This window comes from Glutamicibacter sp. 363 (assembly GCF_052379505.1).
Classification (GTDB): domain Bacteria; phylum Actinomycetota; class Actinomycetes; order Actinomycetales; family Micrococcaceae; genus Glutamicibacter.
Genome location: NZ_JBQSYR010000013.1, coordinates 22,046 through 48,845 on the forward strand (window position 1 = coordinate 22,046; position 26,800 = coordinate 48,845).

At 58.4% G+C, this 26,800-nt stretch carries 28 protein-coding genes; 10 read left to right on the forward strand and 18 right to left on the reverse strand.

Annotation, left to right across the window (positions count from 1 at the left end; genetic code table 11):
* Positions 1–20: 20 nt before the first annotated feature.
* From ACT3UA_RS09375 to ACT3UA_RS09415, 9 genes are all read right to left on the reverse strand, one after another.
* Positions 21–1,124, reverse strand: a complete 1,104-nt coding sequence (locus tag ACT3UA_RS09375) for a sugar phosphate isomerase/epimerase family protein (RefSeq protein WP_444616117.1) — start codon at positions 1,122–1,124, stop codon at positions 21–23.
* Entirely contained in the window at positions 1,121–1,516 is a 396-nt protein-coding gene (locus tag ACT3UA_RS09380; RefSeq protein ID WP_444616119.1) for a C-glycoside deglycosidase beta subunit domain-containing protein, read from the reverse strand. The genes ACT3UA_RS09375 and ACT3UA_RS09380 overlap by 4 nt, the downstream gene beginning before the upstream one ends.
* 40 nt (positions 1,517–1,556) lie before the next feature.
* Positions 1,557–3,116 (reverse strand): GMC oxidoreductase, encoded by a 1,560-nt coding sequence (locus tag ACT3UA_RS09385; RefSeq protein ID WP_444616121.1) that lies wholly within the window; start codon positions 3,114–3,116, stop codon positions 1,557–1,559.
* On the reverse strand, positions 3,113–3,889 hold the full coding sequence (locus ACT3UA_RS09390) for a TIM barrel protein (protein ID WP_444616123.1): 777 nt from the start codon (positions 3,887–3,889) through the stop codon (positions 3,113–3,115). Before ACT3UA_RS09390 ends, ACT3UA_RS09385 begins: the two co-directional genes overlap by 4 nt.
* A gap of 108 nt (positions 3,890–3,997) precedes the next feature.
* Positions 3,998–4,834 carry a carbohydrate ABC transporter permease gene (locus ACT3UA_RS09395; protein ID WP_444616125.1) on the reverse strand — a complete coding sequence of 279 codons (837 nt, stop codon included), beginning with the start codon at positions 4,832–4,834 and terminating at the stop codon, positions 3,998–4,000.
* Positions 4,835–4,838: 4 nt separating this feature from the next.
* Positions 4,839–5,837: a carbohydrate ABC transporter permease gene (locus ACT3UA_RS09400; protein WP_444616127.1), complete on the reverse strand. Its 999-nt coding sequence runs from the start codon at positions 5,835–5,837 to the stop codon at positions 4,839–4,841.
* A 49-nt stretch (positions 5,838–5,886) separates the two neighbouring features.
* Entirely contained in the window at positions 5,887–7,179 is a 1,293-nt protein-coding gene (locus ACT3UA_RS09405) for an ABC transporter substrate-binding protein (protein WP_444616129.1), read from the reverse strand.
* 239 nt (positions 7,180–7,418) lie between these two features.
* Positions 7,419–8,897, reverse strand: a complete 1,479-nt coding sequence (locus tag ACT3UA_RS09410) for a C-glycoside deglycosidase beta subunit domain-containing protein (protein WP_444616131.1) — start codon at positions 8,895–8,897, stop codon at positions 7,419–7,421.
* Positions 8,890–10,218: a C-glycoside deglycosidase beta subunit domain-containing protein gene (locus ACT3UA_RS09415; protein WP_444616133.1), complete on the reverse strand. Its 1,329-nt coding sequence runs from the start codon at positions 10,216–10,218 to the stop codon at positions 8,890–8,892. Before ACT3UA_RS09415 ends, ACT3UA_RS09410 begins: the two co-directional genes overlap by 8 nt.
* 246 nt (positions 10,219–10,464) lie before the next feature.
* On the opposite strand from ACT3UA_RS09415, the gene ACT3UA_RS09420 reads away from it, so the two are divergent.
* The 3 genes from ACT3UA_RS09420 to ACT3UA_RS09430 all read left to right on the forward strand — a co-directional run bounded on the left by ACT3UA_RS09420 (position 10,465) and on the right by ACT3UA_RS09430 (position 11,628).
* Entirely contained in the window at positions 10,465–10,695 is a 231-nt protein-coding gene (locus ACT3UA_RS09420) for a hypothetical protein (RefSeq protein ID WP_444616135.1), read from the forward strand.
* A 33-nt stretch (positions 10,696–10,728) separates the two neighbouring features.
* Complete coding sequence (locus ACT3UA_RS09425) at positions 10,729–11,145, forward strand: hypothetical protein (RefSeq protein WP_444616137.1); 417 nt, start codon at positions 10,729–10,731, stop codon at positions 11,143–11,145.
* 351 nt (positions 11,146–11,496) lie between these two features.
* Positions 11,497–11,628 (forward strand): helix-turn-helix domain-containing protein, encoded by a 132-nt coding sequence (locus ACT3UA_RS09430; protein ID WP_444616139.1) that lies wholly within the window; start codon positions 11,497–11,499, stop codon positions 11,626–11,628.
* 148 nt (positions 11,629–11,776) lie between these two features.
* Here the strand turns inward: ACT3UA_RS09430 and ACT3UA_RS09435 are convergent, their stop codons facing one another.
* The gene (locus ACT3UA_RS09435) at positions 11,777–12,565 is read right to left on the reverse strand and encodes an SDR family NAD(P)-dependent oxidoreductase (RefSeq protein WP_444616141.1); all 789 of its coding nucleotides are present in this window, start codon (positions 12,563–12,565) and stop codon (positions 11,777–11,779) included.
* Between the two features lie 417 nt (positions 12,566–12,982).
* Here ACT3UA_RS09435 and ACT3UA_RS09440 point away from each other — a divergent pair, with 417 nt between their 5' ends.
* Both ACT3UA_RS09440 and ACT3UA_RS09445 read left to right on the forward strand, forming a co-directional pair.
* Positions 12,983–13,432, forward strand: coding sequence for a hypothetical protein (locus ACT3UA_RS09440; RefSeq protein ID WP_444616143.1), 450 nt, complete (start codon positions 12,983–12,985; stop codon positions 13,430–13,432).
* Positions 13,429–15,015, forward strand: coding sequence for a GMC family oxidoreductase (locus tag ACT3UA_RS09445; RefSeq protein WP_444616145.1), 1,587 nt, complete (start codon positions 13,429–13,431; stop codon positions 15,013–15,015). Before ACT3UA_RS09440 ends, ACT3UA_RS09445 begins: the two co-directional genes overlap by 4 nt.
* Before the next feature lie 17 nt (positions 15,016–15,032).
* On the opposite strand, the gene ACT3UA_RS09450 is transcribed toward ACT3UA_RS09445, so the two are convergent.
* Both ACT3UA_RS09450 and ACT3UA_RS09455 read right to left on the reverse strand, forming a co-directional pair.
* A complete protein-coding gene (locus ACT3UA_RS09450; RefSeq protein ID WP_444616147.1) occupies positions 15,033–15,833 on the reverse strand; it encodes an IclR family transcriptional regulator in 801 nt (266 codons plus the stop codon).
* Between the two features lie 96 nt (positions 15,834–15,929).
* A complete protein-coding gene (locus tag ACT3UA_RS09455; protein WP_444616149.1) occupies positions 15,930–16,250 on the reverse strand; it encodes a putative quinol monooxygenase in 321 nt (106 codons plus the stop codon).
* Between the two features lie 35 nt (positions 16,251–16,285).
* Here ACT3UA_RS09455 and ACT3UA_RS09460 point away from each other — a divergent pair, with 35 nt between their 5' ends.
* From ACT3UA_RS09460 to ACT3UA_RS09475, 4 genes are all read left to right on the forward strand, one after another.
* On the forward strand, positions 16,286–17,248 hold the full coding sequence (locus ACT3UA_RS09460; RefSeq protein ID WP_444616151.1) for a hypothetical protein: 963 nt from the start codon (positions 16,286–16,288) through the stop codon (positions 17,246–17,248).
* 71 nt (positions 17,249–17,319) lie between these two features.
* The gene (locus ACT3UA_RS09465; RefSeq protein ID WP_444616153.1) at positions 17,320–19,908 is read left to right on the forward strand and encodes a TOTE conflict system archaeo-eukaryotic primase domain-containing protein; all 2,589 of its coding nucleotides are present in this window, start codon (positions 17,320–17,322) and stop codon (positions 19,906–19,908) included.
* Positions 19,909–20,308: 400 nt separating this feature from the next.
* Positions 20,309–20,614, forward strand: coding sequence for a helix-turn-helix domain-containing protein (locus tag ACT3UA_RS09470; protein ID WP_444616155.1), 306 nt, complete (start codon positions 20,309–20,311; stop codon positions 20,612–20,614).
* Entirely contained in the window at positions 20,615–21,898 is a 1,284-nt protein-coding gene (locus tag ACT3UA_RS09475; RefSeq protein ID WP_444616157.1) for a type II toxin-antitoxin system HipA family toxin, read from the forward strand.
* 19 nt (positions 21,899–21,917) lie between these two features.
* Here ACT3UA_RS09475 and ACT3UA_RS09480 read toward each other — a convergent pair whose 3' ends face one another.
* Together ACT3UA_RS09480 and ACT3UA_RS09485 are read right to left on the reverse strand one after the other, a co-directional pair.
* The gene (locus ACT3UA_RS09480; RefSeq protein WP_444616159.1) at positions 21,918–22,406 is read right to left on the reverse strand and encodes a hypothetical protein; all 489 of its coding nucleotides are present in this window, start codon (positions 22,404–22,406) and stop codon (positions 21,918–21,920) included.
* A 156-nt stretch (positions 22,407–22,562) separates the two neighbouring features.
* Positions 22,563–22,838 carry a hypothetical protein gene (locus tag ACT3UA_RS09485; RefSeq protein ID WP_444616161.1) on the reverse strand — a complete coding sequence of 92 codons (276 nt, stop codon included), beginning with the start codon at positions 22,836–22,838 and terminating at the stop codon, positions 22,563–22,565.
* 177 nt (positions 22,839–23,015) lie between these two features.
* Between ACT3UA_RS09485 and ACT3UA_RS09490 the strand changes: the two genes are divergently transcribed.
* Complete coding sequence (locus ACT3UA_RS09490) at positions 23,016–24,248, forward strand: glutaminase (RefSeq protein WP_444616163.1); 1,233 nt, start codon at positions 23,016–23,018, stop codon at positions 24,246–24,248.
* Between the two features lie 139 nt (positions 24,249–24,387).
* Here ACT3UA_RS09490 and ACT3UA_RS09495 read toward each other — a convergent pair whose 3' ends face one another.
* The 4 genes from ACT3UA_RS09495 to ACT3UA_RS09510 all read right to left on the reverse strand — a co-directional run bounded on the left by ACT3UA_RS09495 (position 24,388) and on the right by ACT3UA_RS09510 (position 26,710).
* Positions 24,388–25,404 carry an Ldh family oxidoreductase gene (locus ACT3UA_RS09495; RefSeq protein WP_444616165.1) on the reverse strand — a complete coding sequence of 339 codons (1,017 nt, stop codon included), beginning with the start codon at positions 25,402–25,404 and terminating at the stop codon, positions 24,388–24,390.
* 79 nt (positions 25,405–25,483) lie between these two features.
* Positions 25,484–25,615, reverse strand: a complete 132-nt coding sequence (locus ACT3UA_RS09500; RefSeq protein WP_444616167.1) for a hypothetical protein — start codon at positions 25,613–25,615, stop codon at positions 25,484–25,486.
* Positions 25,616–25,995: 380 nt separating this feature from the next.
* Positions 25,996–26,376 (reverse strand): VOC family protein, encoded by a 381-nt coding sequence (locus ACT3UA_RS09505; protein ID WP_444616169.1) that lies wholly within the window; start codon positions 26,374–26,376, stop codon positions 25,996–25,998.
* Between the two features lie 22 nt (positions 26,377–26,398).
* A complete protein-coding gene (locus ACT3UA_RS09510) occupies positions 26,399–26,710 on the reverse strand; it encodes a VOC family protein (RefSeq protein ID WP_444616171.1) in 312 nt (103 codons plus the stop codon).
* Between the last annotated feature and the right edge of the window lie 90 nt (positions 26,711–26,800).

Sequence of the window (26,800 nt, forward strand, 5' to 3'; positions counted from 1 at the left end):
GGTGTTTCCTTCCTTGATATTCAGCCGCGTGCCGGCTGGGCTAGGTGCGAGTGAAGTAGCTCGCGGGCGCTGCGTGAGTCGGTGATCATGCTGGAGCCCGCATCCTTGGCCGCCGCACGCTGCAGCGCGTGCTCGCCACGGATGATCTCAAACGGATCCTGCCAGTTGTTCCAATGCCAACCTTCGTATTCGCTGGAGATCGCGCCGTGGTAGCCGCTGTCTACCAGCTGTTTGATCAGGCCGCGTACCGGAACCGAGGGTTCTTCACCGGTTTCATCGATACCGAAAAATTTGCCGTGAACGTGGCGTACCCACGGCATGATTTCCTGCCAGGTTTCGATGGGGGCCGGGCCGAACAGTCCGGTTCCGTTGATACCAAAGTCGATTCCGAGCTCCGGGTGCCCGTAGCGGGCCGCCAACCCGATGAACGCACCAAATCGTTCACCGTGCACCTTCTGGGTGTTCGGTGGGCCTTCGGCGTAGAAACCGTCCCACATCGCAACCACCGCGGCTAGCAATTCTTCGCTGGCGCCACGACGGCGGTAGGCCTCGAGCAGCGAGGGGGCAAACCCGGTGACGGTGGCACCCCAGTCGGCGGTGAAGCCCAGCAGCGGCGAGTTCAGTTTCTCGTAGCGATCACGTAATGCCAGCACCCGTTCGTGGGCGCCGTGCTGGTCGGCATGGACCTCCAGTGCAAGGGTCACCCCGTATTTCTCCGCCACTGGAAGCAGGCTTTCCATGGCATCCGGTGTCAGTGAGATCTGCACCCTGGCTATCGGGAATCCCAGCCGGGCGGCCACCTCGATCTGGGCCCGCATGTATTCGACCGTCTCATCCTGGGTCATCAACCGATCGCGGCGCAGTCCCGTGTCAACATTGACCGCTAGCGAGGTGGGAACCAGGTCAACTTCCTGCACCAGCTCGCGGAATTTGCCCACAAAACTGTCATCGATGCGGTTCGGGAAGCCGCGAAGGCTTGAGAAACCGATCAGTTCAAGCCCTGGACCGAATCTTTCGGCCGCAACCTTGCGGATCAACGATTCAAGGTCATACTGCCGCGCGTGGGAGGCCCGGGTAAAACTGTAGAGGGTGACCCCCTGGATTGGTGTTCCCAGAGTGTTCATCGCTGTTCCACCTTCATGGTTTTGGTGTCGCTTTCTTCAATGTGCAGTACCCCGTGATCGGTGATGATGTACGGGATATAAATTTTCAGTTCTACCTGGACTTCGTGTTCCTCGGTATCCTGGCGCAGCGGCAGCTGCCCGGTGAGGGTGGCCGAATCCAGCGGGAACCACCACTCGTCGGTCTCTTGAACCAGCTCTTCGAAGCTGAAGGTTCGCCCGTTCATACTCCAGCGCAGGCTGTCGGCCGGGGCTTCGTTTCCGTCAACGGTGAGCTTCGCGCCGGCGATGCAGGACCCTGGCAGGGCACGGTACCAAGGGATACGTACCTCGACGGCCGTTTGGTCTTCATGGGTGGTTAGTGTCCCCTGCTCGATTATGCGATCGGCAATCATCGGGTCTCCTTGTGTAGATGCATCACGAGTAACTTATTCCTTATTCACTCATTCTATTGTCTGATTCAGACATAAGTAAAGAGTTATTGAGTTCTTCTGCGATCCGCCGTGCACCACGCACGGCCAAGGCGACCGAGGTCAATGTGGGGTTACAGGCGGTGGCGGTGGGAATGACGCCATTACCGGCCACAAATAGACCAGAGGCCTGCCATACCTCGCTGTCGGGTGAGCACACGCTGGTTCCGTCATCGGCCACACCCATACGCGTGGTGCCTTGGTAGTGCAGCGACGAACCCGGCGGCAGCACAAATGGGCGCTCATCCAGCGGATCGCCCACGGCCTTCCCCAGCCGCACAATCTGCTGCTTCGCACGCTCGATCACCTGGTGATCCGCTTCGCTCAGCCGGTAGTGGATACGCATCGAAGGCATACCGTAGAAATCCGGAGTCTGGTCATCAAAAACCACTCGATCGGCGGGGTTTAGTTCCTTGGCGCAGAACAATCCAAGGCCAACAATCGACCCGGGAAGCATCGGGTCATCATCCGCCAGCGGCACCGGTGAGGCATCCAACTGCATGATCTGCCCGTGGAAGGGTTCTTCATCCGTGTAGGGAACCCAGGAGACTCCGCTTTGTTCACTCAATCCCGCGCCGGATTTTCCGGCGGTCAGCTGTGCGTCCACCCCCCGCAGACGGCTGGCAAAAACCACTTGCGTCTGGTCGTTGAGATAACGCCCTAGGGCTTCGGGCTGGATGCCCGAGGCCCACAACAGCTGCGGCGTGCGCAACGCATCGGCTCCCACTACCACAAAGCGGGAAGCCACCGAATGCAGGGTTCCGGTTCGCTGATCGCGGACCTGGACTCCGGTGCTTACCGACCCTTCGGTGAGCACCCGCACCACCAGAGAGTTATCAAAGAGTGCGAAGTTCGTATTGGCCCGGGTGGCTTCACCCATCACCACATCGGCTCCCGACCATACCAACTCTCCTTCGGCTCGTCGGCGGACCGCAAGCGGCATTGCTTGCACCCGGTATTTAGCCGCACGCCCCTGATCAATCTGGGTTGCCAGTAGCTCACGGACCTTCTGCGGCAACGGTGCCTGCTCAAATGCTTGGGTAGTCACCCCCAGCAGCCGTTCGGCTTCGGCCAGCAGCTCATCAAGATCCGTCAGGAAATCGATCCGCTCGGTTCCACCCGGCCGCGGGCAGGCACCGGTCCAGTGCGCACCCATCCCCCCGACGTTGCTGGACATGGCCGCCACCGGCAGTCCTTCCTCGCCAGGAGCGTCGAATCCTTCGGAGAGCAAAAACGTACCGGGGCGGGCCTGCCGGGTTCCGGCTTTCACCTCTCCGGGGGAATTGACCGTTTGAGCCCCGGCGCCGGGACCTTGAGAGGCCCGCTGCGCCGCGGCACGCTCGGTCGAGTCGCCAATGTTTTTCACATGCGCCCCGGGCGGATTGCTGATGCTGGGTCCCACCTCAAACATGGCGATCCGCGCCTCGGGAGCCAGTTCACTAAGGATCCTGGCATAGGCCGCGGACGTCGGACCGCTTCCCACAATGGCAACATCTACATCCAGCGGGTACTGGCGATTACTCATTGTGCTGCCACCAGCTCCTGAATACGCTTCACCGACTGGGCCGAAGTGACCGTTGGATAGTATTCCAGGCCAATTTCGCCGCGGTATCCGCTGGTGTGTAGCTGCGCGAGGCGAGAGGTCCAGTCAATCAACCCGGAACCTGGTTCACCACGACCCGGTGCGTCGGCAATCTGCACATATTTAATCAGCTCCGCCGCGTTGGACAGTTCGCGTTCCACATCCTCGCCTTCGACGGTCGAGTGGTAGAGGTCGTAGAGCACGCCAAACTGTGCCGAATCAACTCCGCGGGCCACGTATACAGCCTCCGAAGTGCGATCCAACAGTGCACCGGGGTGATCCACACGCACGTTGACCGGCTCCAATACCAAGGTGATTCCCGAGCCCTTGATCAAGTCAATGGCCTTGGTGTAAATCTCGATCAGCTCATCAAGCTGATCCTGGCGCTTACGCCCACCAAAACCGGTTCCCGAACCGACAACAATACGTGGGCAGCCCAGCTGCAAGGCGACCTGGACACCCTCCTGTAGACCCGCATAAAACGGTGCATGATTTTTGGGAGGAATCATAAATTGGGTTCGCGGTTCGGCCAGTTGAGCGGTGAGCTTCACACCGGTCTCTTCAAGTGCATCCTTCAGGGCCGGGATGTCTTTACCCGTCGGGCCCCACATTTCCACGGCACCGAATCCGGCGGTGGCAGCGGCACGAACCCGATCCGCGGCGGACTCACCGGCTTCACCAAAAAGTAGGTCAATATTAGGCGCAAGCTCGTACATGGGTACTCCTATCACAAGGGTGGAAATCAGTGGTTTTGTGGATGTGCGCCCTGTTTTTGGGCGCACTAGGTTATGCGTGGTGAAACATCTACGTTAGGTAGGGGAAGATCAGCCCTTCAGGCCGCCAGCGAATCCTTGAATGAAACGCTTCTGAGCGAAAAGAAAGAGCACCAGAATCGGGATCATGGACACGATAACGATGGCGAAAATGGAGTTCCATTCCGAAACCAACGAACCGATGTAGTAGTACATCGCTACCGGTAGTGTCTGGTTATCGGATCCGCCGAGGAAGATCAGCGAAGTGAAAAAGTCATTCCAGACAATCAATCCCGCGAAAATCGTGACGGTTCCGGTGGCCGGTGCCATCATCGGCAGCACAATCTTGGAGAAAATCTGAAAACGGGTTGCCCCGTCAATGGTGGCCGCCTCTTCGTAGGAGGTGCCCAGCCCTCTGAAGAAGTTCGAGTATAGGAAGACGGATACCGGAAGCAGCATGCCCGTGTACAGGATGATCATGCCCCAGGACGATCCGGTCAAGCCGATGGTTCGGGCGCCCATGTAGAGCGGCACCGCGCCCAGCTGCCCAGGCAGGATGATGGCAATCAGGAACAGGTAGTAGGCTGCCTTGCTCCAGCGTCGGGTGTTGCGAGCAATAACATATCCGGTCAGTGAGCCCATGGCGATGAGCAAAACAATGCTGCCGGCGGTGATAATCAGGCTGTTGAGCAGGCCGGCGAGGACATTTGAGTTGCCAGTGGCCGTCAGGACATCAACAAACGCGCTGAAATCCATACTCTCGGGCAACGCCAGCGGTGAGGTTGTGTACATTTCTGAACCCGACTTCAGTGCCGTGGTAACAAGGAAATAGAAGGGCGCCAGGAACACCAGGGCGAGGACCCAGAGCCCAATTTCTCGCAGTAGTGTCAGCTTGGTGTAGCGGAACATGAGCTTAATCCTCCGGGTTCGAACGAGTGAGCCGCTGCTGAAGCACGGCAAAGAATAGGATAATTACAGCCAGCACCAGTGCCAGCGCGGCGCCGCCTCCGAAGTTTCCGAGGGCAAATGCCTGTTTGTAGACCTCCGTAGCCAGGGTCTCGGTGGCCCCGGCGGGGCCACCGCTGGTCAACGCCATGATCGGATCAAACACGCGCAGTCCTTGGACAATCCCCAAGGTCATGGCGATCGCCACCGCAGGACGCAGGGCTGGCAGGGTGACATGGCAGAAACGCTGCCAGAGGCTCGCCCCGTCAATCGCGGCGGCTTCTTCGACTTCAATTGGGACGCTGGTGAGGCCCGCCATGAAAATGACCATGGCGAATCCGGTGGAAGACCAAGTCAGCACCACCAATACAGTCCAGACTGCCCATTGCGGATCGGCCAGCCATGGCTTGGCCAGGTGGCCGGCGCCAATCGAGGTGAGCAACACGTTGATCGGGCCGTCAAAGTCGAAGATGAACTTCCAGATATACGCGGTAGCTAGCGGGCTGAGCACGACCGGCATGAAGAACAAGGTACGCAATGCGTATCGTGTTTTCACCACCCGGTTCAACCCTAGGGCGAGTAGGAGTCCGAGGATGTTGCCCAGCAGCACCGAACCGAAGGCAAAGAACAGCGTGTTGCCCAGGGAACGAATTTTTGTTGGGTCACCAAAAATCGCTTCGAAATTCTTGAACCCTACGACGTCGAACGAGCCGATGCCCGACCAGTTGGTGAAGGCGAAGAACCCGCCGATACCGGTAGCCAGATAATGGACGGCGAAAACCAACACAATCCCGGGCAACGCCCACCACCAGTGCCCAAATTCCAGACCCCATTGAGGTCGGGCTGGCTTTTTTGAAACCCGGCCGTGCCGCCCGGAGCGCGTAGCTTCCGGCGCACGCACGATAGGTGCTTGGCCACCCGTTGGCTCGTTGGCCTCACGCTGGGTCGATTGTGATGTCACCGTCATGATAATTTCTGCCTATTCTTCCGAAACTGCAAACTTAGGTCCCTGCGGGTTACTGGTCCCAGACAGTGTCCATGGCTTTCAATACCTGGGCCGGTGTCTGCTGTCCGGTCAACAACCCTTGAACGCCGGTGCCCAACTCGTCATAAACTGCTGCATTGGACCATTCGCTGTTCGGCAGGGGTGCGTAGCGTTTGTTCAGGATCAGGTCTGCCACGTTTTTGTAGGCACTATTGGCGAAGTCGAAATCTTCCAGTCCAGTCACTGGCAAGGCGCCGTCAATTTCAGCAAACGCCTTGGTCTGTTCCGGCTTTGCCAGCCATTCGAGGAATGTGCTGGCTGCGTCCATGTTTTTGGAAGCTGCGTTGATCGAGTATGCATAGTTGGCGCTGGCGTAGATGAAATCTTCGCTTGGGCCACCTTCGCTGGGCAGCACCCTCACTTCAAAGTCTTGGTCTTCGGCGGTGTTTTTCAGCTGCATGTTGCTCGGGCCTGGGATGAAGGCCGCCAGCGAGTTTCCGCTCACCAATGCCTTGGTCACCACATCAAAGCCGGCGCCTTCAGCACCACGCTGGAAGCACCCGGCATCTTTCAAGGCAACCACGGCTTCTAGCGCCTTCTGCCAGCCCTCTGAACCAGCGAACGTCACCTCTCCAGCGGCACGTTTGTCATTCCAGTCAGGGTCTGCGGAGTAGACCCGGGTCGCGGCCAATTGCATTCCCAACAATCCGGTGTTGGGGGCAGCGGTACCGGCCACCGCGAACATGGATTTGTTGTTCGAAGCCAACGCCCCACACTGTTCGAGGACGCCCGCGAAGTCTTCAGGGAACTCGGTGACCCCTGCGGCAGCGGAAGCTGTGTCATTGGATACCAGGCCTACCACGGTGATCTCCGGAGCAAGTCCGTAGACCTTGCCATCTGAGCCGAACAGCGCTTCACTTCCCTCCGGAACTAACGCCGCCGCCGATTCGCCCAAAGGTTCAAGGAAGCCGGCTTCCACCAGTGGCAGGATGCTTCGACCCGATGCCGACCCCGGGGCGGTCACCAGGACGTCGGAGGCGTTGCCTGCCTGCAGCTGGGTGCGCACCACTTGGTCGTAGGAATCATTAGGCTGCGGGTTCAGGGTGATTTTTACGTCCGGGAACTCTTCCATGTACTGCTTTGCTAAGGCCTCGTAGGGGCTCTCGACAGTATTGGAGGTTGCGAACGTGAGTGATAGTTCCTGGCTCTGAGCGTCGGAAGCGCTGCCGGAAGATCCCCCGCAACCGGTCAGAGCGAGTGCCGCAACGGTGGGAATTGCCAGGGCTGCAAGCCTAAAACCTGCGGAGCGTCGGTGCTGAGTCATGACCAGCCTTTCAAACTTCATTGTGAGTGTAAGACCGAAGGGTGATCCCGGTCACTCCCAATTATGGATACATGTGCCTGAAAAGTACATAAGTTTTGCAGATAGTAGACATAAGTAAGTATTTGTACGACTTCTACATGCCCCTGCTAGCCTCGTTTGGCCTGACGACGCAGACCTACGCACAGTGCACACCTGAAAAAATCAAGGTGTGCACTGTGCGCCATCATGTGGTTTGCCGCCTAAACTCCGGCCGTCAGCGAGCGCATACTACGGCGAATCAGGTCGTGCTGCTTGCGCACCAGGACCAACGGGTCGACCTCTCCCAGCTCGGCAAAGGCATGCCCCTCCCATTCGCTGGACCAATACCCTCGGTATCCACCGTCAACAAAAACGCGTACGAGTTCCGGATAATCAATGGCAGGCTCATTGCCCTGCTCGTCGATATCGTAGAACTTGGCGTGGACGTGGAAGATTTGCGGCATAATTTCAGCCCACTGCCCCGGCTCGACGTGCCCATGCATATTAAAGGCCAGATGAGCGAAGGACCCCAACCGTGCCGGGTCGAAGTCTCGGCCACGCAGATATTCGATGAACTGCTCCTGGCGTTCACGCATCGATGCATCCATGGCCCAGATGTCCTGTAGGCGCTGTACGGCTTTCTCATCCAGTCCCGCCCGGGACACGGCGCGCAACAGGGTGGGTGACATGCTGTGCATGGTGGAGGAGAAGTCGGCAACAAAGCCCAATAGCGGCGAGTTCAGTTCCTCGTAAACCTCTCGCACCCGCATGATCTCAGGTGAGTTTGGACCCATTGGAGCGTGGATCTCATAGGCCAGTTTCAACTCATGCGCTTCGGCCACCGGAAGCAACCGCCGCAGCAGCTCAGGTTTGGCGCTTTGAATACGAACCAGCGGGAAACCCAGGGCTTTAGCCCCGTCAAAGAGTGTGCGGCTGAACTCGAATTCCTCGTCCGGGGTCATGTCGCGGTCGCGACGGCGTCCCATGTCCAAGTTCGCGCCGAAGGAGCTAGCGGCGAACCCATATTTATCCATGACCCCCTTCCACACCTTGGTGAATTCAGGTGTGACCCGTGGGTAGTCCGGAAGCATTTGTGAAGCCACTATCTCGATACCGGGGCCGATACCCAACTGCGCAACCCGTTCAAGCAAGCTGTCGAAGTCGTACCATCCCGCGCGGTACTCCGCACTGGCCGAATATAGTGTCAAACCGAGATCAAAGGGATCAGCGTCCGCCTTTGGCGCCGGCGCCTCAACCGCTTGAGTGTCAATCTGAACTTCCAGCGGACCATCCGTTGCGGTCAACTCCCGCTCTTGATTAACGAAATTCGGGACATACATTCCTGGCCCGCCATCAGCACCCGGGGCGATTTGCATGTATGGCAGTCGCAGCTCCCCCAAAATTCGTACGTTGTGCAGTGACCCCAGCTCTACGGGTACCGACAATGTGGCAATGAGCAGCGGGTGATCCTGAAGGAACCAGAGGACCTGATCCTGGCTGGGTAGTTCGTCCAAGGTGTAGCGCACACCACGCAGTTCAAATTGCAGGTCCTCAGCTGGAATCTCAACCCCATCTACCGTCAGCTTCAGGGAAGATACCGAAGATAACCAAAGGCTTCGATACCAAGGAATTGTCAGGGCTATCGCAAGGCCTTCAGGGTGGACGCGGAGACTGGATTCGTCGATGAGGCCGTTAGGCATGGTTTTCCTCTTTCTGGTGAATCTTTGGTAGTTCGCTCTCCGCAGCAATTCCCCGGAGCAGTGTGTGTTGCCGTCTAATCTGTTCAATGGCGCGCCAAGCGGTGCGTTCGCCCTCATACTCGCTGGACAGATATCCGCGATATCCCACTTTCTCCAGTGCGTTGATGACCGGAATCCATGGAATCTGTTGGTCTTCGAGTTGGTCGTTTATGTCGTGGAACTTGGCTTGGATGAAAACCACATATTTGGAGATCTCGGCAAGGTCATTCGGGTCCACGCCGATACCGTCAAGGAAGGCCGGTCTAGTTTCGCGGCTTTCACCCTTACGCAGGGGAATAGGGCGATCCTGGAAAATTCCGGTGTCAATGAGCAAACCGAAGTTCTCGGTACCTGTGCGCTCAATGAGATCGATATAGTCCTGCACGACCGGATGTTTGATGGGTGTCGGTGAATGGATCTCGGGACAAATGACAATTCCCAAGTCGTGAGCCAGTTCCAGATTTCGCTCAACCGCTCCCCGCCAGATTGGGTCGGGCACCAGGTCATCGGAAACCACGCCAAATTTTGGCCTGACAAATTTGAAACCGAGCTGATGCGCAAGAGTGAGGTCTCTGCGCAGAGCCAGAGCGCCTTCCTGCTCAGTCATGCCTCGGCCGGGATGCAGCCGGGTGTCAATCCAGGACCCATAGTTGGTCGGTTCCAATGAATACCGTTCAAGTAATCGGAACCAATCATCAATCCACGCCGTAGAAGGGTTGGGATAACCGGGAACATGCCCCTCACCAAGGATTTCCACACCGGTGGCACCGATATCATTGATGGCGGCCAGCGAGGTTTCTAGGTCCATGACCGTGCCGTAGTCCCCCATGAAACTGTAGAGAGACACCCCATACTGAAACTGCCCACCGATGTTCTGCGGGGCCAAGGTAACCATCCGCGTTTCGCGGTACAGCGAAGGCTGGTGAATAAGCGGAACATAGGACATCCGCAGCCGCAATTCGACACTGACCTCGTGCACACCCGCAGGCAGACCACCATCGAGCGGAACGGTCACTACCGCCGCTTCTTCCAGCGGCCATCGCAAGTTCCCGCTGTGCCACAGCTGCTCAAGGGTGAAATCCTTTCCCCCGAAACTCCACAATGGCACTTCCGGGCCCACCATCACACGATTCCCCACGGAAACCGCAATGCCGTCAATCAGTGACGCAGCCATACCTCGATATGAGGGCATCCGGACCCTGAACTGAAATCCAGTGACGCGTCCATCTTGGTACACGTTACGAAAACCTGCCGATTGGATCAGGCTTCTCTCTAGCAGCATTGTGACCCACCTCTCTATACTCATTCGAGAATACCAACCTTATGTAGCTTTTGCACTAAAGGTAGTTAATTTTTAGCAAAACGAATTTGAGGTTAACCGAAAGGGGCGGAGTCTACTCACGAGCAGTTGGTGCATTTAGTGCTCAGGGGTGCCATTGCGCTGCCTCATCCTCCGCCCATACGCCAATGCGCTGACATGTCGCCGAAGCTGAACGTCGGCAAAGAGAGACCTTGAAAATATCAGCGATTGTCTTTAGCTAAGGGAGTTGGATCCTCGCCGGCGCTAATGACCGAGTTCATCGACCAGCAACGCGAACGCGGCGACGCAGTCCAGCAGCCACGCTCCGAAGCCGGGTTACGTTCCGCGATGGCAGGGCTGGAAGAAGCCAATGCCACCCATCAGCGCGCCTTGGGCCTGCGTGAACGGCTCACTCAATCGGTGACCCGCAGTCGTGCGAAGGCTCAGATCCTTGCCTAATTGCGCAGCATTGTGAATATGCCAGTGTGTTTTATGGATGCCGAGTTTGCGCAATTACTCTCCAGTTCCACCGCTAACGCCGCGATTCTCAAGACCACCGAAGGAATGCACCGTGTGGCGGTGCCGATGCTGCTGGTCACCGGCTACGGCGGTGCGGTCTTGGCAGACTCCCCCGAACCCTTGGACGGGGAAGCACTGTGCATGCCGCCGCTGGGCGCCGCTCCTATCGCCATTCTGGTCGCATCACAACGCTCGCTGGCAGAAATGGAAATGCGCACACATAGCGAATTTCTGGCCACTGAATTGGGCCGCCGTGCTAATGAAGACAGCGTCCGACGTCTTGCTGGTGTTGTGGGGATCGAAATCGATTCGATCTCCGCGTTGATGGTGGTTTCTGCCAACCCCGGATGCAGCAATCGGGCGAAGTGCGCTTCCTGGATTTGCGGGTAGCCCAACATTTCCACGGTTGGTCGGGGCAATACGGCTAGCATCTGATGACGTTGCTGCCGGAAACCACAGTCGAAGCCGTCAAAGCCCTCACCGTCCAGCACGGATCCCAGCTTCCTGACACGGTCGGGTTAGCGGCTAGCGGCGGCGGGCCTGCGGGCAGCCTACCTGTCGGCAACCCAGGCAACGTCGCTGCTCAACGCGCTGGGCAGGCCACACGATATCGCCGAAGCTCATGAACTTGGAATTTACCGCTCCGTTTTCAGCCACTCGGGCCGCAACGAAATCTCGTCATTTGTCACTGAAAGCGAGGGGAAGATTCTGGATTACGACTCGGAACGAGACACTGATCTGTTGCTTACCCTGTCTACCTATCTGGAGACTTCCCAGCACCATGCACGCACCTGCGCAGAAATACATTTCCATGCCAATACCCTGTATAACCGGCTGATCAGCACCATGGTGCAACGCCCCGATGGACGCTGAGCCCGGGCTCTGATCCGGTCGTGACACAGACGCGCGGGCGCCTAGCGCCCATGCCGTGTTTATTCTTCGAGGCCGCCAACCTAATTAGGCCAAGGATTCCCCCGTGGAGCAACGGTGCTCCACGGGGAATCCCCTTCCTGTTTGCGCGTCAGGAGAAGTTGATCCCGCCGTCAATCAGGACCGTCTGGCCGGTCATATGATCCGAATCCGGGCCAGCCAAATACGACACCAGCTTGGCTACGTCTGCTGGCTCGGAAACGCGTCCGGCCAAGATATTGTCTACCTGCGCCTGCAGAGCACTGCCGCGCGGGGTTCCATCACGGGCGGTGAGCCGCTCGTCGATCAGATCCCACATTGCCGTTCCCACCACTCCCGGGGCATAGGAATTGACCGTGATGTCGTGCTTGGCGAATTCCATGGCGGCCGCTTGAGTCAGCCCGCGCACCGCCCACTTGGTAGCCGAATAGGAGGCAAGAATGGGGAATGGGCGGAAAGCGACAATGGAAGCCGCACCGATGATTTTCCCACCGGTACCCTGCTCAATGAAGCGTTTGGCCGCTAACTGGTAGGAGTAGAAGACTCCCTTGATGTTCACGTCAAGCATGCGATCCAGCGCTTCGGGTTTCACATCCAAAATCTCGTCCACCTGCGCAATGCCAGCGTTGGCCACGAATACCGTCAGGTCCCCCAGGGCACCGGTGCCTTCAGCGATCATGCGCTGCACATCCTCGGGGTTCGAAACATCTCCCGTCACCCCGACCGCTCGGCGTCCGCGCAGTTCAACCGCGGCCACCACTGCATCGATATTCTCCTGGGCTCCTGGGATGTCGGCGACGATAATATCCTGCCCATCATCAGCCAATCGCTCGGCAATGGCCCGTCCGATCCCGCGGCCCGCTCCGGTGATCAGCGCTACGCCTGCAGTGGATTCTGCCATGGTGATTCCTCCTGTTGGATACTGCTCAAACTGGTCGACGGTCTGGCTAGCCCGTCGAATGTGCCCAGCTTGTGCCCTGCTCCCAGCATCGCGATAGCACCGTTCTCACTGAGCGATAAAGCGCACCTGCTCGCTGCTAGGCCCCACGGAAGGCATTCTCACCAGCTGATAACAGCCCTAGCGGCACTGTGACGCAGGATACACAATTCAGTTAAGGCTTCACTGCCGGCTCCCCGATGGAACTGGCACAGGCCGTGACCAGACCGTCTAGTAGATGAGGTGACAACGATGGTGTTCCCCGCAAAATATTCATCTCTTAACGCGCTTGAGCTCTCTGATGAGGCACGCCGGATCCTAACTCGGATCATCCGGGTTTCCTTTCCGCATGCGCAATTCCCGGATGGGCCCTATGAGCGGATGACCGAGAAAATCATTGAGGCTTCCGCCGAATCCAGCTGGTTCCGCATGGCCCTGACCCAGGGCTTGATGACCCTGGATACGCTCAGTGAAGAGCATTTCCTGGACCTGCAAGATGACCGCGCGCTGGCGGTGCTCAAACGCATCGCGGATCTGGAGTTTTTCGCCTTCATCCGGCGCACCGTAGTCCTCAATCTCTACGATGACCCGGAAGTGCATCAGGCGCTGGGCTACGAAGGTGAATCATTCTCCCAAGGCGGCTATATCAACCGTGGCTTCAATGATCTGACCTGGCTGCCCGAGCCGCGCATTGAGGAAAGCGAAGAGGCCGTGCTGGAGCTGGGCCCGCTTCCCTACGCAGTGACCGCTTATGCACCTGCAGCAAACACTCCGCCCGTGGGCAATGTCCTGGGTGATTCAGGAATCCTTGAGGAAGGGAGCACTCGATGAGCGCCGAAGAAAAATCAGCCGTACACGATCATGATGACGACTCCGTGGTCGTCATTGTCGGTTCAGGTGCCGGTGGCGGAACCTTGGCCCACGAACTGGTGACCAAGGGAGTCAAAGTTGTCCTGCTGGAAGCTGGCCCGCACCTGGAAAACGAGGACTACCACCAGGATGAATGGGCCGCCTTCAACCAGATGGCCTGGCTGGATCCACGCACCACTTCGGGTTCGTGGCGGGTGGCGCGCGACTTCCCGAACCTGCCGGCCTGGATCGTCAAGGCGGTCGGCGGAACCACGACCCACTGGTCCGGAGCCACACCACGGTTCAAAGCCCACGAGTTCAAGGCCCGCAGCACCTACGGACGAGTTGATGGGGCCAACCTGCTGGACTGGCCGATCACCTTGGCAGATCTGGCACCGTACTACGACCGCGCCGAGCAGAAAATGGGCAGCACCCACCGCCATGGCCGTCCACCGCTGCCGGCGAATAACAACTACAAGGTCTTTGCCAACGGAGCTCAGCGCCTTGGCTACCGCCAATACGCCACCGGGCCCTACGCCACCAATGCCGAGCCCTATGACGGGCGACCGGCATCGATCCAAGACGGCTTCAATTTCCAAGGCGATAAGAACAAATCCAAATGGTCCACCATGGTCTCGGAAATTCCCAAGTCCCTGCGCACCGGGCTGCTGGATTTGCGTCCCGACTCGCACGCCGTGCAGGTCACCCACACCGCGGCGGGCAAGGTGGACGGAGTCATCTACATCGACTCCGAGGGGAATCCGCATCGGCAAAGGGCCCGCATCGTGGCCGTAGCCGGAAATTCCATCGAAACTCCGCGCCTGCTCATGCTCTCGGCTTCACCGCTGTTCCCCGACGGACTGGCCAACTCCTCGGGCCAGCTGGGGCGCAACTACATGCGCCACACCACCGGAAGCGTCTATGCGAAGTTCGATCAGCCGGTGAATATGCACCGCGGCGAAACCATGGCTGGGCTGATCGCAGATGAGTCCCGGCATGACCCGGACCGTGGATTCTGCGGCGGCTACTACATGGAGACCATCGCGCTGGGGCCAGCCTTCCTCGCCAGCTTCGTGGAGCCCGGCGGCTGGGGGCCGGAATTCACTGCGCTTTTGGATGACTACCTGAGCACCGCGGGAATGTGGATCACCGGCGAGGACATGCCGCAGGAAAGCAACCGGATCACGCTCAACAGCACCGTGACCGACCGCCTGGGCCTACCCGTGCCAAATGTCCATTTCGATGACCACCCCAACGATGTCGCCATGCGATCCCACGGCTACCAGCAAGGTTCGCTGCTCTTCGAAGCGGTTGGTGCACGCTCCACGCACCACACGCCCCCGTACCCCTCAACCCACAATCTCGGTACTGCGCGCATGAGTGATCGTCCCGAGGACGGGGTGGTCAACGCCTATGGCCAGGCCCATGACGTGCCGAACCTGTTCATTTCCGATGGTTCGCAATTCACCACCGGAGCCGCCGCCAACCCGACGTTGACCATCGTGGCGCTGGCCATTCGCCAAGCCGAATACATCGTCCAGCAAATGGCCCAGGCCAAGCTCTAGCTGGCTGCGGTGCTTCGCTACTCGGCGCTGGCGGCGTCCAATAGCGAAGTACCGCGCAGGGCACGGCTAACCCTTGAGGCCACATCGCGCAGCAAGACGGAGACTTCTGGCTGGCTGGATTGGAACTCTGCCGGGGACATCGAGACTGCGACCGAGCCAATGACCTGTCCCCCGGGTGTGGTGACCGGAGCGGCCATGCACGACGCGCCCCGGATGAACTCTTCCTGTTCGATGGCGATGCCGGTCTCCCGCACGGATTCCAGCTCGATGGCAAAACTCTGCGAATCGCAGATCGTCGCAGAGGTCATCCCCGGCATGCCATGCTTTTCCAGGTAGGCGCTGCACCGCTCGGCGTCCATGGCGGCGAGCAGCACCTTGCCGAAAGCGGTCGCATGGGCACCATTGTTGAAACCGAACCCCATGGGGGTGATCCGCGGTCGGGTCGCCGACTCAACGACGTGCGCGACGACAATATCTTCACCACGGTGCACCGCGTAGTACGCGGCGGCGTCCGCCCGCGTATGAAGTTCCCGGATCAACCGGGCCACCGCCGGCGGGGTTCCCACCTGCCGGCGCAGGGAACTATCCAGAGCATGCAGCTTGTAGCCCAACGCGTAGAGGCCCTCATCGCGCAAGTGGACCAGGTGGCCCGACAGGGTAAGGGTCTTGAGCAGGCGGTAAACGGTAGGCAGAGGCATCTGCAGTGCTGCCGCGATCTCCTTGGCTGCCATGCCCCGGTTATGAGCAGCCACGACGTCCAATAAGGCGAAAGCCTTCTGAACCGAGGCAAGGCCAGCTAGTGAATCGTTGTATCCCATGTCCTCATCTTGTCGATGCGAGGCGCGAACTGCAATTTTGAGTCGCAGCCGCATCTGGCCTTGCCGCAGTATTCCAGAATTCAAGCAATGCTCGTGCTAGCCGATCTCCAGCTCGCCCATGCGGTCCCAGGTATCCCCTTCAATCTGCCGGCTCACAATCCGGGGGGTTTCAACCAGGGCCGGGGCCATGTCGATCATGGATTGCTTGAAGTGGTCACTGCCGACATGAACGCCAGCGGCATCATCTTGGAATGCTTCAACCAGCACATACTCGTTCGGATCTTCCAGGCTACGGGACCAATCGAACCAGAGGTTTCCCGGTTCCTGCCGGGTTGCTTCGGTGAAGTTGCGTACCAGTTCCGGCCAGCGTTCTGACCATTGGGGCTTAACTTGGAATTTAACGACAATAAAGTACATGATCTCGTCCTTTCAGATGGCAAGACTTCCCTGCGTTGGCAGGGCCCAATGCCAGTGTCTCCGACACCCTGCTGCTGGGCCAATGGGCATTATCGGCAGGCGAGAACGCAAACGCGAACCTATTGCGGTTCCAGGCGCTATGTACTTTCCCACTGAACGGATATTGCCGGCCAGCGGCTTGCCTGCATGCCGCAATCCCAAGAGGACACTCGCGCTCCGCCCCACGAGGATCGGCTGCAGATCCACTGTGGCAACGCATCGCTTCCCACACCGGCCCCGAAGAATTGGATATCACTGCCGACCTGGACCGGTTCGCCGAGCGCGTCGATGCCGCACCGGAAAGTGCGTGGCTCGACGAGCACATGCAAGGCGGATTCCGCCACCTGCTGGTCGCTACCTCACTGCCCTTCCTGCTGCCCATGGGCCTGCATCACGTGGAAGCGTGGAACGAGGTCTGCTCCTCCGGGGAACGCGGCCCGGCCCGGGCGTGGCTGGGCGAACGACTGCGCCGGGCCGTGGACCTTGAACATTGGGCCGCGTTCCAAAAAAGCTTCCAGGATGTGGCCCGGTGGGCCACCGAGGTCGCCGATGGCAAGCGCGGCCCCGCCCCGCAGACGGTCACGTTCCTCTCCGGAGACGTGCACTTCTCCTACGTCTCCGAAGTCGAAGGAGAGAACGGGAGCAGGATCCTGCAAGCTGTGTGTTCGCCCATCCGCAACCCACTGCCCCGGTTGATGCGCTACTTTGCCGCGGCCTTGGCCTTGGGGCCGGCCGTCCCGTTCGGGGCTTGGATGGCGCGCAGCGCACACGTGCCTGACCCGCCCTTTCGCTGGGACGGCATCAAGGGGCCTTGGTTCGATAACAATCTGGCCACCCTCGAGGACACCGAGGACGGGCTGGTGATCAGCTGGGTCACGGGGGTGGTTGAGCACCGAGACCATCTGCGCCCGAGGTTGGAAACCGTCGAGGTGGCAGCGATCGAACCGCGCGAGGGTTGACGCGACCGTCAGGCATCGAGGTATTTCATCGCCTTTAGACCTCAAGGAACAGGGAAGTTCACGTTGACCGAGTGCTATCAAGTACGGCCAAAATTCAGGCCCTCAGCGACAACCGCACAACCAATGCAGTACAGCGCAGTGTACTTCTTACCGATGAGAGGGCACGCCACTGGTTATGCTCATGTAGCAAGGTTCGCTCCACGAGGAGATCGTCTGTGCCAGCTCAGGATGACATCAGCAATCAGGTCGCGCGGCTCAAACAACGCGTCGCTGCCTTGGAGCACCAGCTTCATCTGGTGCGTGCAGACCTGTCGGCACTCGAATCCTCTATTGTTGCGCCGGCACCAGCGCCCGCACCCATGCAACTGCCAGCTATCCCGGCTGCTACCCCAGTTACCTCTACGATTACTCATTTGTCATCAGCAGAGGACAAACTACAACACTTCCGTTCTCGGTTCCGCGGTCGGACCGATGCATTTGCGACAAGCTGGTTAAGTGCCAAGACTGGCAAGAAAGGTTGGGGACCGAAAACAAAGGGCTGGGTTAGCCCCAAGGACGTCACCAAGTCCGATTTGTTGCCGCTGAGCGATGATGTGATTTATCAGCATCTGAAGCCCACTGCCGAAGGAACTCATCCTTATCACGTTGGCCTGTATCCATTGATGGATGATGACCATTGCTACTTACTGGTGTGCGACTTTGATAAGGGTGAATGGAAGGCAGACGCCACCGCCTATGCTGCGGCAGCACATGGTGCTGGATTTGATAACCTCGTGGAGATTTCGCGATCGGGTCAAGGCGCACATATATGGATCTTCTTCACCGAGCGCATCCCCGCAATTCAAGCCAGGGCCATGGGTGCCGGAATTATTCGAAGCGCCATGGAATACCGTACCGGTCTGCCCTTGGAAAGTTATGACCGTCTCTTCCCTTCGCAGGATACGTTGCCGGTCAAGTCTCCGGGCGCCAACAGGCTGGGCAACCTCATCGCGTTGCCGTTGGAAGGAACAGCCCGTGCACAGGGGCGAACGGTGTTTGTTGACCCGGAGACCTTTGAACCGTTGCCAGACTATTTCTCGGCGTTGGATCAGGTAGTGCCGGCGAGCGCCAAGGCGGTGATGGATTACTTAGAAGAATTGGGCAACGTGAGCGTCGGTCCCAAGCTTTCGGCCAGCGAACCAGCGCCGCGTCGTCCCCGTGCTAGTTTGCGAGGTCTGGTCAAAAACCAGCCGATTCGAGTGCTGCGCGAAGCCCAACTGCACATCCCGCTGCCGGTGTTGCCCAGCGCCGTGATTACCGAGCTCAAGCATCTGGCGTGTCAGGCTAACCCCGAGTTCTACCGTAGGCAAGCACAACGCATGAGCACTTACGGGTTTCCACGTCTGATCCAATGTTTCAGTCACACCGAGGAAGAATTGCTCTTGCCACGAGGCGTCACCGACGAAGCCATCAAGATTTTGCGCACCGCCGGTTTCACGGTGAAGGTCACCTATCCGCGCAAGCCTCGGACCAAGCTGGAGCAGTCATTCCAGGGTGAGCTACGCACGGAACAACAAGAGATGCTCGACTCCATCCTGCCTCACCGCGAAGGAGTTATCGTCGCGCCCACCGGGTCCGGAAAGACCGTCATCGCCTGCGCATTGATTGCACAGCGTCAGGTACCCACCGCAATCTTGGTAAACAACACACAGTTGCTGGGCCAGTGGCGCGAGAGCCTGCAGAAGTTCCTGGGCTTGGATCCACAATTCATCGGACAGCTTGGTGATGGCAAACGAAAGCTCAGCGGGAAGGTGGACCTTGTCATGATGCAGTCGCTACGGGGCCGCAACGCCGATCCCCAAACGCTCACTGGCTATGGCCAGATCATCATCGACGAATGCCATTCGGTCGCCGCACCTTCTACCCTAGCTGCCGTCGAGAAGATCAAGGCAGGATTCTGGGTGGGACTCACGGCAACACCCTACCGTGCAGATGAGCTCAATAGCCTAATCACTATGCAATGCGGGCCCATCCGCCATGAAGCTGGGACCCCACTGGCTGCCACGCGTGAACTGCATGTTCATGAAACACCCTTTGAGCCCCAAACGCAGGAAACCGACGGCGCCGGAATGCAGGAGCTATATAACGAGATCGCCCACGATCAGGGGCGCAACCAACAGGTGGCCGATCTCGTGCTCTCAGAGCTAAATGAGAACCGACACTGCCTAGTACTTTCCAATCGCACCGGACAGATCCACAACCTTGTTGACCTCATCAAAAATTCGGGCACCACCACCCCGGTGATCGAACTTCACGGCAAACTCAGCAAGAAGGAACGTCAAGCAATCAGCGCGCAACTGGCAGAGGTGGAGAAGGCAGGGGATTCCTACGTGGTGGTGGCCTCAGACAAGATTGCTGGAGAGGGTTTCAATTTGCCTACACTGGACACATTGTTCATGGTCTCCCCCGCGAGTTTTAAGGGCAAGATCGAGCAGCTGATCGGACGCATTCAGCGAACAGATGACGCGCAGCGAGTGATCCGCATCCACGACTTCGTTGATGTGGAGGTTCCCGTCTTCGCGCATATGGCCCGTCGTAGGCACAGGGTCATCGTCAAGAAGGGTTTCAAGATCATCGTCAGGGACGGTGAGCACTCACAGCCCGCGCTAGATACGCTGTAAAGAGTCAGATCGCAGTGGCGGGTTGCTACTTTCTATTTCCTTCTCATCAAGGGCCAACCGAATCCCCCATCCATGAACGAGCAACTTCATGAATACCATTGGCAAACAGCGTCGGACGTGAACTAAGCACGTTCCACACCGCCAATCCCTTCATGACCAAGCCCATCACAGTTGGATTGGTCAGCTCAAAACGATCAACACTTCCCGATGCACTTTGAGGTAATTCTTGATTGGTTCAGCGATGGCGAAAGTAGCAAATACTCAAAGTTTCGTTTGCATGCTTTGGCACATGTATCGGGCAAAACAACTGCTTTAGCAATTTTAACAACACCGCCAGTAATAGTTGCCAACGGACTTATTATCCTACAAAATCACTGTAAAAGTTGCTAAGGTAAGAGTTATGGAAACCATCGGTGATCTAGAGCATCGCGTAGGCCAGTTGATCCGCGAAGCACGGCTAGGTAGAGACACCACCCAATCTGAACTCGCACGCGCCAGTGATCTGTCCCTCAGTGCACTCCAGAACCTTGAAAACGGCCGCGGAGTGAAACTCGAAACATTTCTACGCGCTCTGAGAGCGCTTGACCGTCTCGACATCATCGATTCACTCGACGAGGGCTACAGCGAACTAAGCCCGATGGAAGCCCTCCGCCTCTCCAAAAACAAGCCAGCACGCCCACAACGCGCCTCAAGGAGAACACGTTAAATGGCTTTCGAACACGTAAACGTCATCGAAGTCAAAGCTTGGGGCAAGACAATCGGCGCGCTAAACCGCGGCAACGTCCGAAACGCCTACACCTTCGAATTCGCGCCCGGCGCCGAGCCTAACCGAACCTTCTTCCCGCTGAGCATGAAGCCCTCGCCGAGGAAAAGGACTTTCACCTACCCTGGTCTCAGCGAAAACACGTGGAGGCAACTGCCTCCCGGGATCGCCGACTCGCTTCCAGACAGGTTCGGCAATGCGATCATCAACGCTGAAATGGCACGCCGAGGAGCCGACCCAAAAAATGTGTCCGTCCTTGACCGTCTTGCCTACACTGGCAGTCGAGCCATGGGAGCCCTCGAATTCGAACCAGCAACCAGCCCTAGAGCATCAAAAGCCACCGTCTTGGTCCTCAGCGACCTCGTAGTTTCAGCACGCAAGGCAGTTGCAGGCACCCTGAACGACGACATCGAATCAGAAGCCGCTCTCGCTCAAATATTGGCAGTGGGAACCAGCGCCGGCGGCGCCAGAGCCAAAGCGGTCATCAACTTCAACCCTGACAACGGGCATATCACCCCCGGACAGGAACCTGTTGCCGGAACCGAATCTTGGTTACTGAAATTCGACGGTGTCCAAGACGAGAAACTCGGTGACACCATGGGGTTCGGACTTATCGAATACGCCTATTCGCTTATGGCTAAAGCTGCCGGAATCACCATGCCTGAAACGCGTTTGCACCACGAAAACGGTCGTTCACATTTCATGATACGAAGGTTCGACCGCCCTGGAGGGCTAGAGAAACTGCACATGCAAAGCTTGTGCGCGATGAAGCATCTAGACTTCAACTTGGTCGGTACCCACGACTACGCACAGTTCCTGCAAACCATTAGCGAGTTGAATCTAGGCCAAGAGGCTAAGGCCGAAGCCTTCCGTCGCATGGTGTTCAACTATGCCGCTTGGAACTGTGATGACCACTCCAAAAACCACTCGTTTCTCATGGACGAGCAGGGTAAGTGGTCGCTCGCGCCAGCCTATGACGTCACTTTCTCTTACCGCGAGGATAGTGAATGGGTTGACCAGCATCTAATGGGGGTCAACGGCAAGTTCCTGCACGTCACTGCCTCACAGATGCACCAGTTTGGAGAGCAACACGGCATCGTTGGTTATAAGAGCATTATTTCAGAGGTCAATGATGCCATTGATAATTGGAGCCAGTACGCGACAAAAGCGAATATCCGCCAAGCCGACCGCAACCTCATCGAACAATACATTGGCCCGGTAGCCTAAGCGCAAACCTCGAGCCCCATCAAGGGAAAATGGGGCTAGTGACCAGAGGGCCGAGATTCTTACAAACGCGCGATCCCATCTGCTGGTTCACACCCAAACATCCTGCGTTCTCCGACTGATGCATTGGCCTGTCAGCCCACAAAAGGCACCGTTCGATCGCCCAACTCCCCCACGGCACTTTGCGCGGGTTCTTCCGCTGAACAGAAGCAGCCTGCTCGAAAGGCTCAGGAGTGAAAACTGTACCTTTGAGGATCAGCTGCAGCGACTGCTCCGTGAGCACGTCAATCTGCCCTGCGCGCGCTTGCTCAAGAACACCATCGGTGGCTGTTCGGCCCGCAAACATGGGACGTACCCGAGAACCTTGATGAGCAATAGAATTACGAATTGTGCGCGCAGAGACTCGTTCCACCGAAGGCATCACCGCCACTAAAAGATTGTGCTCTCCGGCTCTTTCAGCGATGTGGAAATCTAATTCGCGAAGAAGAGAGACTACATCAAGACCCACCACCTGTTACAACTATTATCCCTACTACGGGTTGAGAGTTGTTAGACAAGAAAACAAAAAAGCTGTATAAGCAAAGATGTTTGTTCCCAGGTGCCGCGGTTGCACGGACGCCATTACAGAGGCGGGACCAACCACCGATGGCAAGTCCAGATCTGAAGTCTATTCCCCTAGATCACTGGGAAGAACTGGGAGATGCACCACCGGCAGCTGGCACCCGAGCGTAGGAAGGCCGGTACAACCGGTTCTACTGCCGCCCGCGCCCTGCCGCATACCTTGCGCAATATTCAGGTCTCTGACAAAGGCGAAGTTCGTCTCTGCACCGCCAATGCCCAGACCAAAGGTGGAGGCGTGGACCAAAGGGCCAGCACTGATGCCGCGCATCAGCGCTATGGACTCACCCAGGGTCACGATCTCAGTGTATTTCTCCTGGCTCATACCAATACGTCATCACGGGCGGCCACGGCGGCAGCCACCCGTGCGGCGACAGAAACTACCGCGCAATACCGAAAGTCACGCGGTAGGTTAGAAACGCAGGAAAAGTTTGCCCGTTTCGAAACGCACCATATCGAGCCAATCCCCGCTAGTTCAATTCTGCCGATGAGGATCCAAGCCATGAAAACTCCCATACCTGACTACCTCAACGAAGTTCTTGGCACGCTCCGCGAAGACACCACTGGTGCAACTGCGAGCTACATCCCGGAATTGGCAGAAGCAGATCCTGATCTGTTTGCTTTAGCGGTCACCACCGGCACGGGAAGCACCTATTCGGCCGGGGACGTAGACACAGAATTTTCCATCCAGTCCATTTCCAAGCCTTTCGCTTATGCCGCCGCGATCATGGACCGCGGAATAGACCGGGTGCTGAAGTCCATTGGCGTTGAGCCCTCAGGCGAGGCCTTCAACGAACTGTCCCTTGAAGGCGGCACTCACCGTCCGAAGAATCCGATGATCAATGCCGGTGCCATCGCCACGCACGGCTTGCTCGTCGGCGAGCGCGCGGACCCGGAGGAGCGAGTGGCGCGCACGCTGAGCATGTTCTCCCAGCTTGCCGGCCGTGAACTCCGCATCGACGAAAGCGTCTGCGCCTCCGAGCTTGTCACCGCGGATCGAAATCTTGCCACCGCGCATATGCTGCGCAGCTACGGAATCCTCACCAGCGACCCGCATGAGGTAGTCGCCGGGTACACGCGCCAATGCTCAATTCTGGTGACTGTGGCCGACCTGTCGATGATGGCGGCCACCCTCGCCAACGGCGGGGTGCAGCCGCGCACTCACGAGCGCGTCATTGACACGGACGTAGCCCGACAGGTCATGGCGGTCATGGCCACCGCCGGAATGTATGACGGTGCCGGTGACTGGCTCACCAGGGTCGGCATTCCCGCGAAGAGCGGAGTCGCCGGCGGCCTGGTGGGAGTGCTTCCCGACCAGGTGGGTATCGGCGGCTTCTCGCCGCGACTTGATGAGCACGGCAACAGCCAGCGAGCCCGGCGTGCATTTGAGCGCTTGTCTGCGGATATGGGACTGCATTTGTTTGCGCCAAGCCACGGCCGGCTGGAGGTCGTCGGTGTGCAGCGCGACGGTGGCCGCGAGGTGTTCACCCTGCAGGGCAACGTGCAATTCACCGCGGCCGCGGAGCTCTTGGACCTCATGGCCGATTCCACTTCACTGAGTGAAGTCCACGTTGATATGTCCCGCGTGCATTCCTTCACGGATGTTGCGCGCCGCATGACCCTTGAAGGATTGCGCAGGCTGCGCATGGATGGGCGGCGGATATTCATTAATGATCCGTTGCAGTCCTTGGCGAATCCGGATCTGGGAGACGGGACCTACCCGGAGAGATCCTAAAGTCCTCATGGCAGGCTCCGGCTCTCCGGGCTTCAACCGGATTCAACGGTTCAGCGACGCTATCTTGGAAATCTCATAACCGTTAATCAATCATGGCGCGGCCAGCTGGGAAAAGTTCCGCGGTATCCGTTGGAAGCTCTCAAATCTCCGTTGGCATCTCCACATTAAGCGCGGCGCCCACTCGTTGCATGTTCTCCCAGGTCTTCACGTTCAGCGTGATGGCCGTGGCCGCTTCGATCTGCGCCGGAACCGGAGATCTCTCCCCCGGTACCCGGAGGGGTTCGGTCTCATCCTGCAGCTCGCTGTCTTTGACGTAGCTGATGAATTCTTCAATCTGTGCCGTGTACTCCTCCAGGTCACGCAGTTGAGCCACATCGATGGCGATGATCAGCGTTCCCTGGTGGTCTGCGGTTTTCCGCTCGGACACCGTCTGCGAACCCGAGAGCGCTCCGCCGAGGGCCTCGACTAGCAACCCCAAACCGAAGCCTTTGAAACCGCCGAAAGGCTTCAGCAGCCCGTCGGCGCCCACCCATTCCTTGGACAGCGTGTTGCCGCGATCCCGCTCTTCGGCGAGACGCCCGCTGGCCACCGCGCTGGTCGCGAAGTCGATCACCAGATGAGGCGCCTCGGCGCGAGGCACCCCGGCTGCCAACGGGTTCGTTGAGAGCCGCGCCTGCGACCCACCGGGAGGCACCACGATCTGTCCTGCGCCATTGTTATTGCCGAAGATCAGCGTCACCACACCCGCGTCGGCGGCCTGTTCGCAGAAGGGCGCCAGCCGCCCGGCATATTCGCTGCTGTGCACCGCTACCGCCGAAATTCCGTACTTCTTGGATCGTTCTACGGCGAGCGCGGTCGCATCACGCAGCGCAAAGTGCCCATAAGTTTCGTGCGCGTCCAGCCGCACCAAGGCTCCGCTGTCCAGATCCACAGTCGCTTGCGCTCCAGGCTTCGCGTGTCCGGCGAGCGCCCGATCCACATATTCGGGAAGGCGACGCAGTCCGTGCGAGGCGTGCCCCGCCAATTCGGAGGAAATCAATTGCCCGGCCATGTACTCGGCGTCCGTAACGGATGCGCCTAATGCCTGCATGCAATCGGCAATGAAGCGGTTCAATTGAACCGGTGTGCTGGTCACCGTTGGAAGCTGGTTAGACATGGATTCCTTAGGAACGTTGGGGCCACCGTGCGCCGTAGTTGGGTTCTCGGACGCAGAAAGACACTGTTGACTGGTCCTTCTAGCGTACGTAGTCGGCACCGATAATATCGGTTGTCGCTCCGGTGACGTGTCGGGTACGTCCGCTGGCCAAGAATGCGGCCAGCTCGGCGACCTCTGCAGCCGGGGTGATCTCCCAGCGGCAGCGCCGCAATGGATGGATCTTCCGGGTCCAGATGCGCTGCCGGTAACGCCCCTTCGGGTTTGAGTCCGCACTGACAATTTCAGCGATCGCGGCCAGATTGTCTGCGAGGTGCGCGGTGAGCGCTAAGGGTCAGCCGATCTCGCTCAGGATATTCCCGGCGACGAACATTCAGAATGCTGCCCAGGGCGTGCGGCTGCTTGCGCTTGCCGCGGATGCTCGACCCGCGCGGCCACATGGTGAGGAACAGCCCGCGGAACACCAGCAACGCGATGTTCCTCGGTGCCCGGGGGCCGAAGAACGGAATCTCGAAATATTACAATGTCGGAAGGCACTTGGGCGAATAGACCCACCCGAGGTGACCTCCCTGTAAAGAGGTCACCGGCTACCTGCTACTGATTGACGGGCGGGTGTTCCGCGATGCAGAAAAGATTGCCTTCCGGGTCGGCGAGTGTGGTCCACTGAACGTGCGCCACTTCTTCGAGTACATCCCACTTATGCATGGCTCCCAAGGCGATTACTCGTTGAACTTCCTCGGCGCGTGAACCCCACGGAACAGTGAGGTCCCAGTGTGCAACCTGCGATTCAGCGCGTGGCCGCGTACCCGGCTGGAAGAACATGCCAAACCCGCCGGCCCCGTTGGGCGGCAAATAAAAGCTGTCTCCGCCACCGGAAATTTCACTTCCGGTGACGCTGGCCCAGAAAGTCGCTAAGGCTTGGGGATTCTCCGCCTCGAGGTTGATTGCTCCGAGGGTGATTTGGCTTTGTATCATGGCCCAACGTTAGCCCCTCGAATTACAAGTTCACGTCCCTTTCTAAAGTTTCGCGTTCGGCGTCGCTGCGTAGGATGCAGAATTCGTTGCCCTCCGGATCGGCAAGAACCACCCACCCGGTTCCATCCGGATTACGCAGATCATCAACTTCTTCCACTCCCAGAGCCAGCAACCGGGCTAGCTCCTCGTCGCGGGTGCCATTGGTAGGTTTCAGATCAAGATGCACACGGTTTTTGACCTGTTTGGCATCGGGCACCTGAATGAACAGCAAGCGCTGCGTACCGTCGGCGGAGAAGATCATGCGCTCTTCGTCCCCCGGCAACGTTCGGATCATCCGGGGCTTGTTGAAAACCGAGAACTTGACCCCAGAATACCGATTGGGCGAAAGCATCAATGCTGTCAAAAGTCGTATAGGAAATGAGCG

Coding starts and splice junctions, on each gene's coding strand:
- ACT3UA_RS09375 (WP_444616117.1), bottom strand. CDS start 1,124: ATGAACACTCTGGGAACACCAATCCAGGGGGTCACCCTCTACAGTTTT.
- ACT3UA_RS09380 (WP_444616119.1), bottom strand. CDS start 1,516: ATGATTGCCGATCGCATAATCGAGCAGGGGACACTAACCACCCATGAA.
- ACT3UA_RS09385 (WP_444616121.1), bottom strand. CDS start 3,116: ATGAGTAATCGCCAGTACCCGCTGGATGTAGATGTTGCCATTGTGGGA.
- ACT3UA_RS09390 (WP_444616123.1), bottom strand. CDS start 3,889: ATGTACGAGCTTGCGCCTAATATTGACCTACTTTTTGGTGAAGCCGGT.
- ACT3UA_RS09395 (WP_444616125.1), bottom strand. CDS start 4,834: ATGTTCCGCTACACCAAGCTGACACTACTGCGAGAAATTGGGCTCTGG.
- ACT3UA_RS09400 (WP_444616127.1), bottom strand. CDS start 5,837: ATGACGGTGACATCACAATCGACCCAGCGTGAGGCCAACGAGCCAACG.
- ACT3UA_RS09405 (WP_444616129.1), bottom strand. CDS start 7,179: ATGACTCAGCACCGACGCTCCGCAGGTTTTAGGCTTGCAGCCCTGGCA.
- ACT3UA_RS09410 (WP_444616131.1), bottom strand. CDS start 8,897: ATGCCTAACGGCCTCATCGACGAATCCAGTCTCCGCGTCCACCCTGAA.
- ACT3UA_RS09415 (WP_444616133.1), bottom strand. CDS start 10,218: ATGCTGCTAGAGAGAAGCCTGATCCAATCGGCAGGTTTTCGTAACGTG.
- ACT3UA_RS09425 (WP_444616137.1), top strand. CDS start 10,729: ATGGATGCCGAGTTTGCGCAATTACTCTCCAGTTCCACCGCTAACGCC.
- ACT3UA_RS09435 (WP_444616141.1), bottom strand. CDS start 12,565: ATGGCAGAATCCACTGCAGGCGTAGCGCTGATCACCGGAGCGGGCCGC.
- ACT3UA_RS09440 (WP_444616143.1), top strand. CDS start 12,983: ATGACCGAGAAAATCATTGAGGCTTCCGCCGAATCCAGCTGGTTCCGC.
- ACT3UA_RS09445 (WP_444616145.1), top strand. CDS start 13,429: ATGAGCGCCGAAGAAAAATCAGCCGTACACGATCATGATGACGACTCC.
- ACT3UA_RS09450 (WP_444616147.1), bottom strand. CDS start 15,833: ATGGGATACAACGATTCACTAGCTGGCCTTGCCTCGGTTCAGAAGGCT.
- ACT3UA_RS09455 (WP_444616149.1), bottom strand. CDS start 16,250: ATGTACTTTATTGTCGTTAAATTCCAAGTTAAGCCCCAATGGTCAGAA.
- ACT3UA_RS09470 (WP_444616155.1), top strand. CDS start 20,309: ATGGAAACCATCGGTGATCTAGAGCATCGCGTAGGCCAGTTGATCCGC.
- ACT3UA_RS09475 (WP_444616157.1), top strand. CDS start 20,615: ATGGCTTTCGAACACGTAAACGTCATCGAAGTCAAAGCTTGGGGCAAG.
- ACT3UA_RS09485 (WP_444616161.1), bottom strand. CDS start 22,838: ATGAGCCAGGAGAAATACACTGAGATCGTGACCCTGGGTGAGTCCATA.
- ACT3UA_RS09490 (WP_444616163.1), top strand. CDS start 23,016: ATGAAAACTCCCATACCTGACTACCTCAACGAAGTTCTTGGCACGCTC.
- ACT3UA_RS09495 (WP_444616165.1), bottom strand. CDS start 25,404: ATGTCTAACCAGCTTCCAACGGTGACCAGCACACCGGTTCAATTGAAC.
- ACT3UA_RS09505 (WP_444616169.1), bottom strand. CDS start 26,376: ATGATACAAAGCCAAATCACCCTCGGAGCAATCAACCTCGAGGCGGAG.
- ACT3UA_RS09510 (WP_444616171.1), bottom strand. CDS start 26,710: ATGATCCGAACGTTGCCGGGGGACGAAGAGCGCATGATCTTCTCCGCC.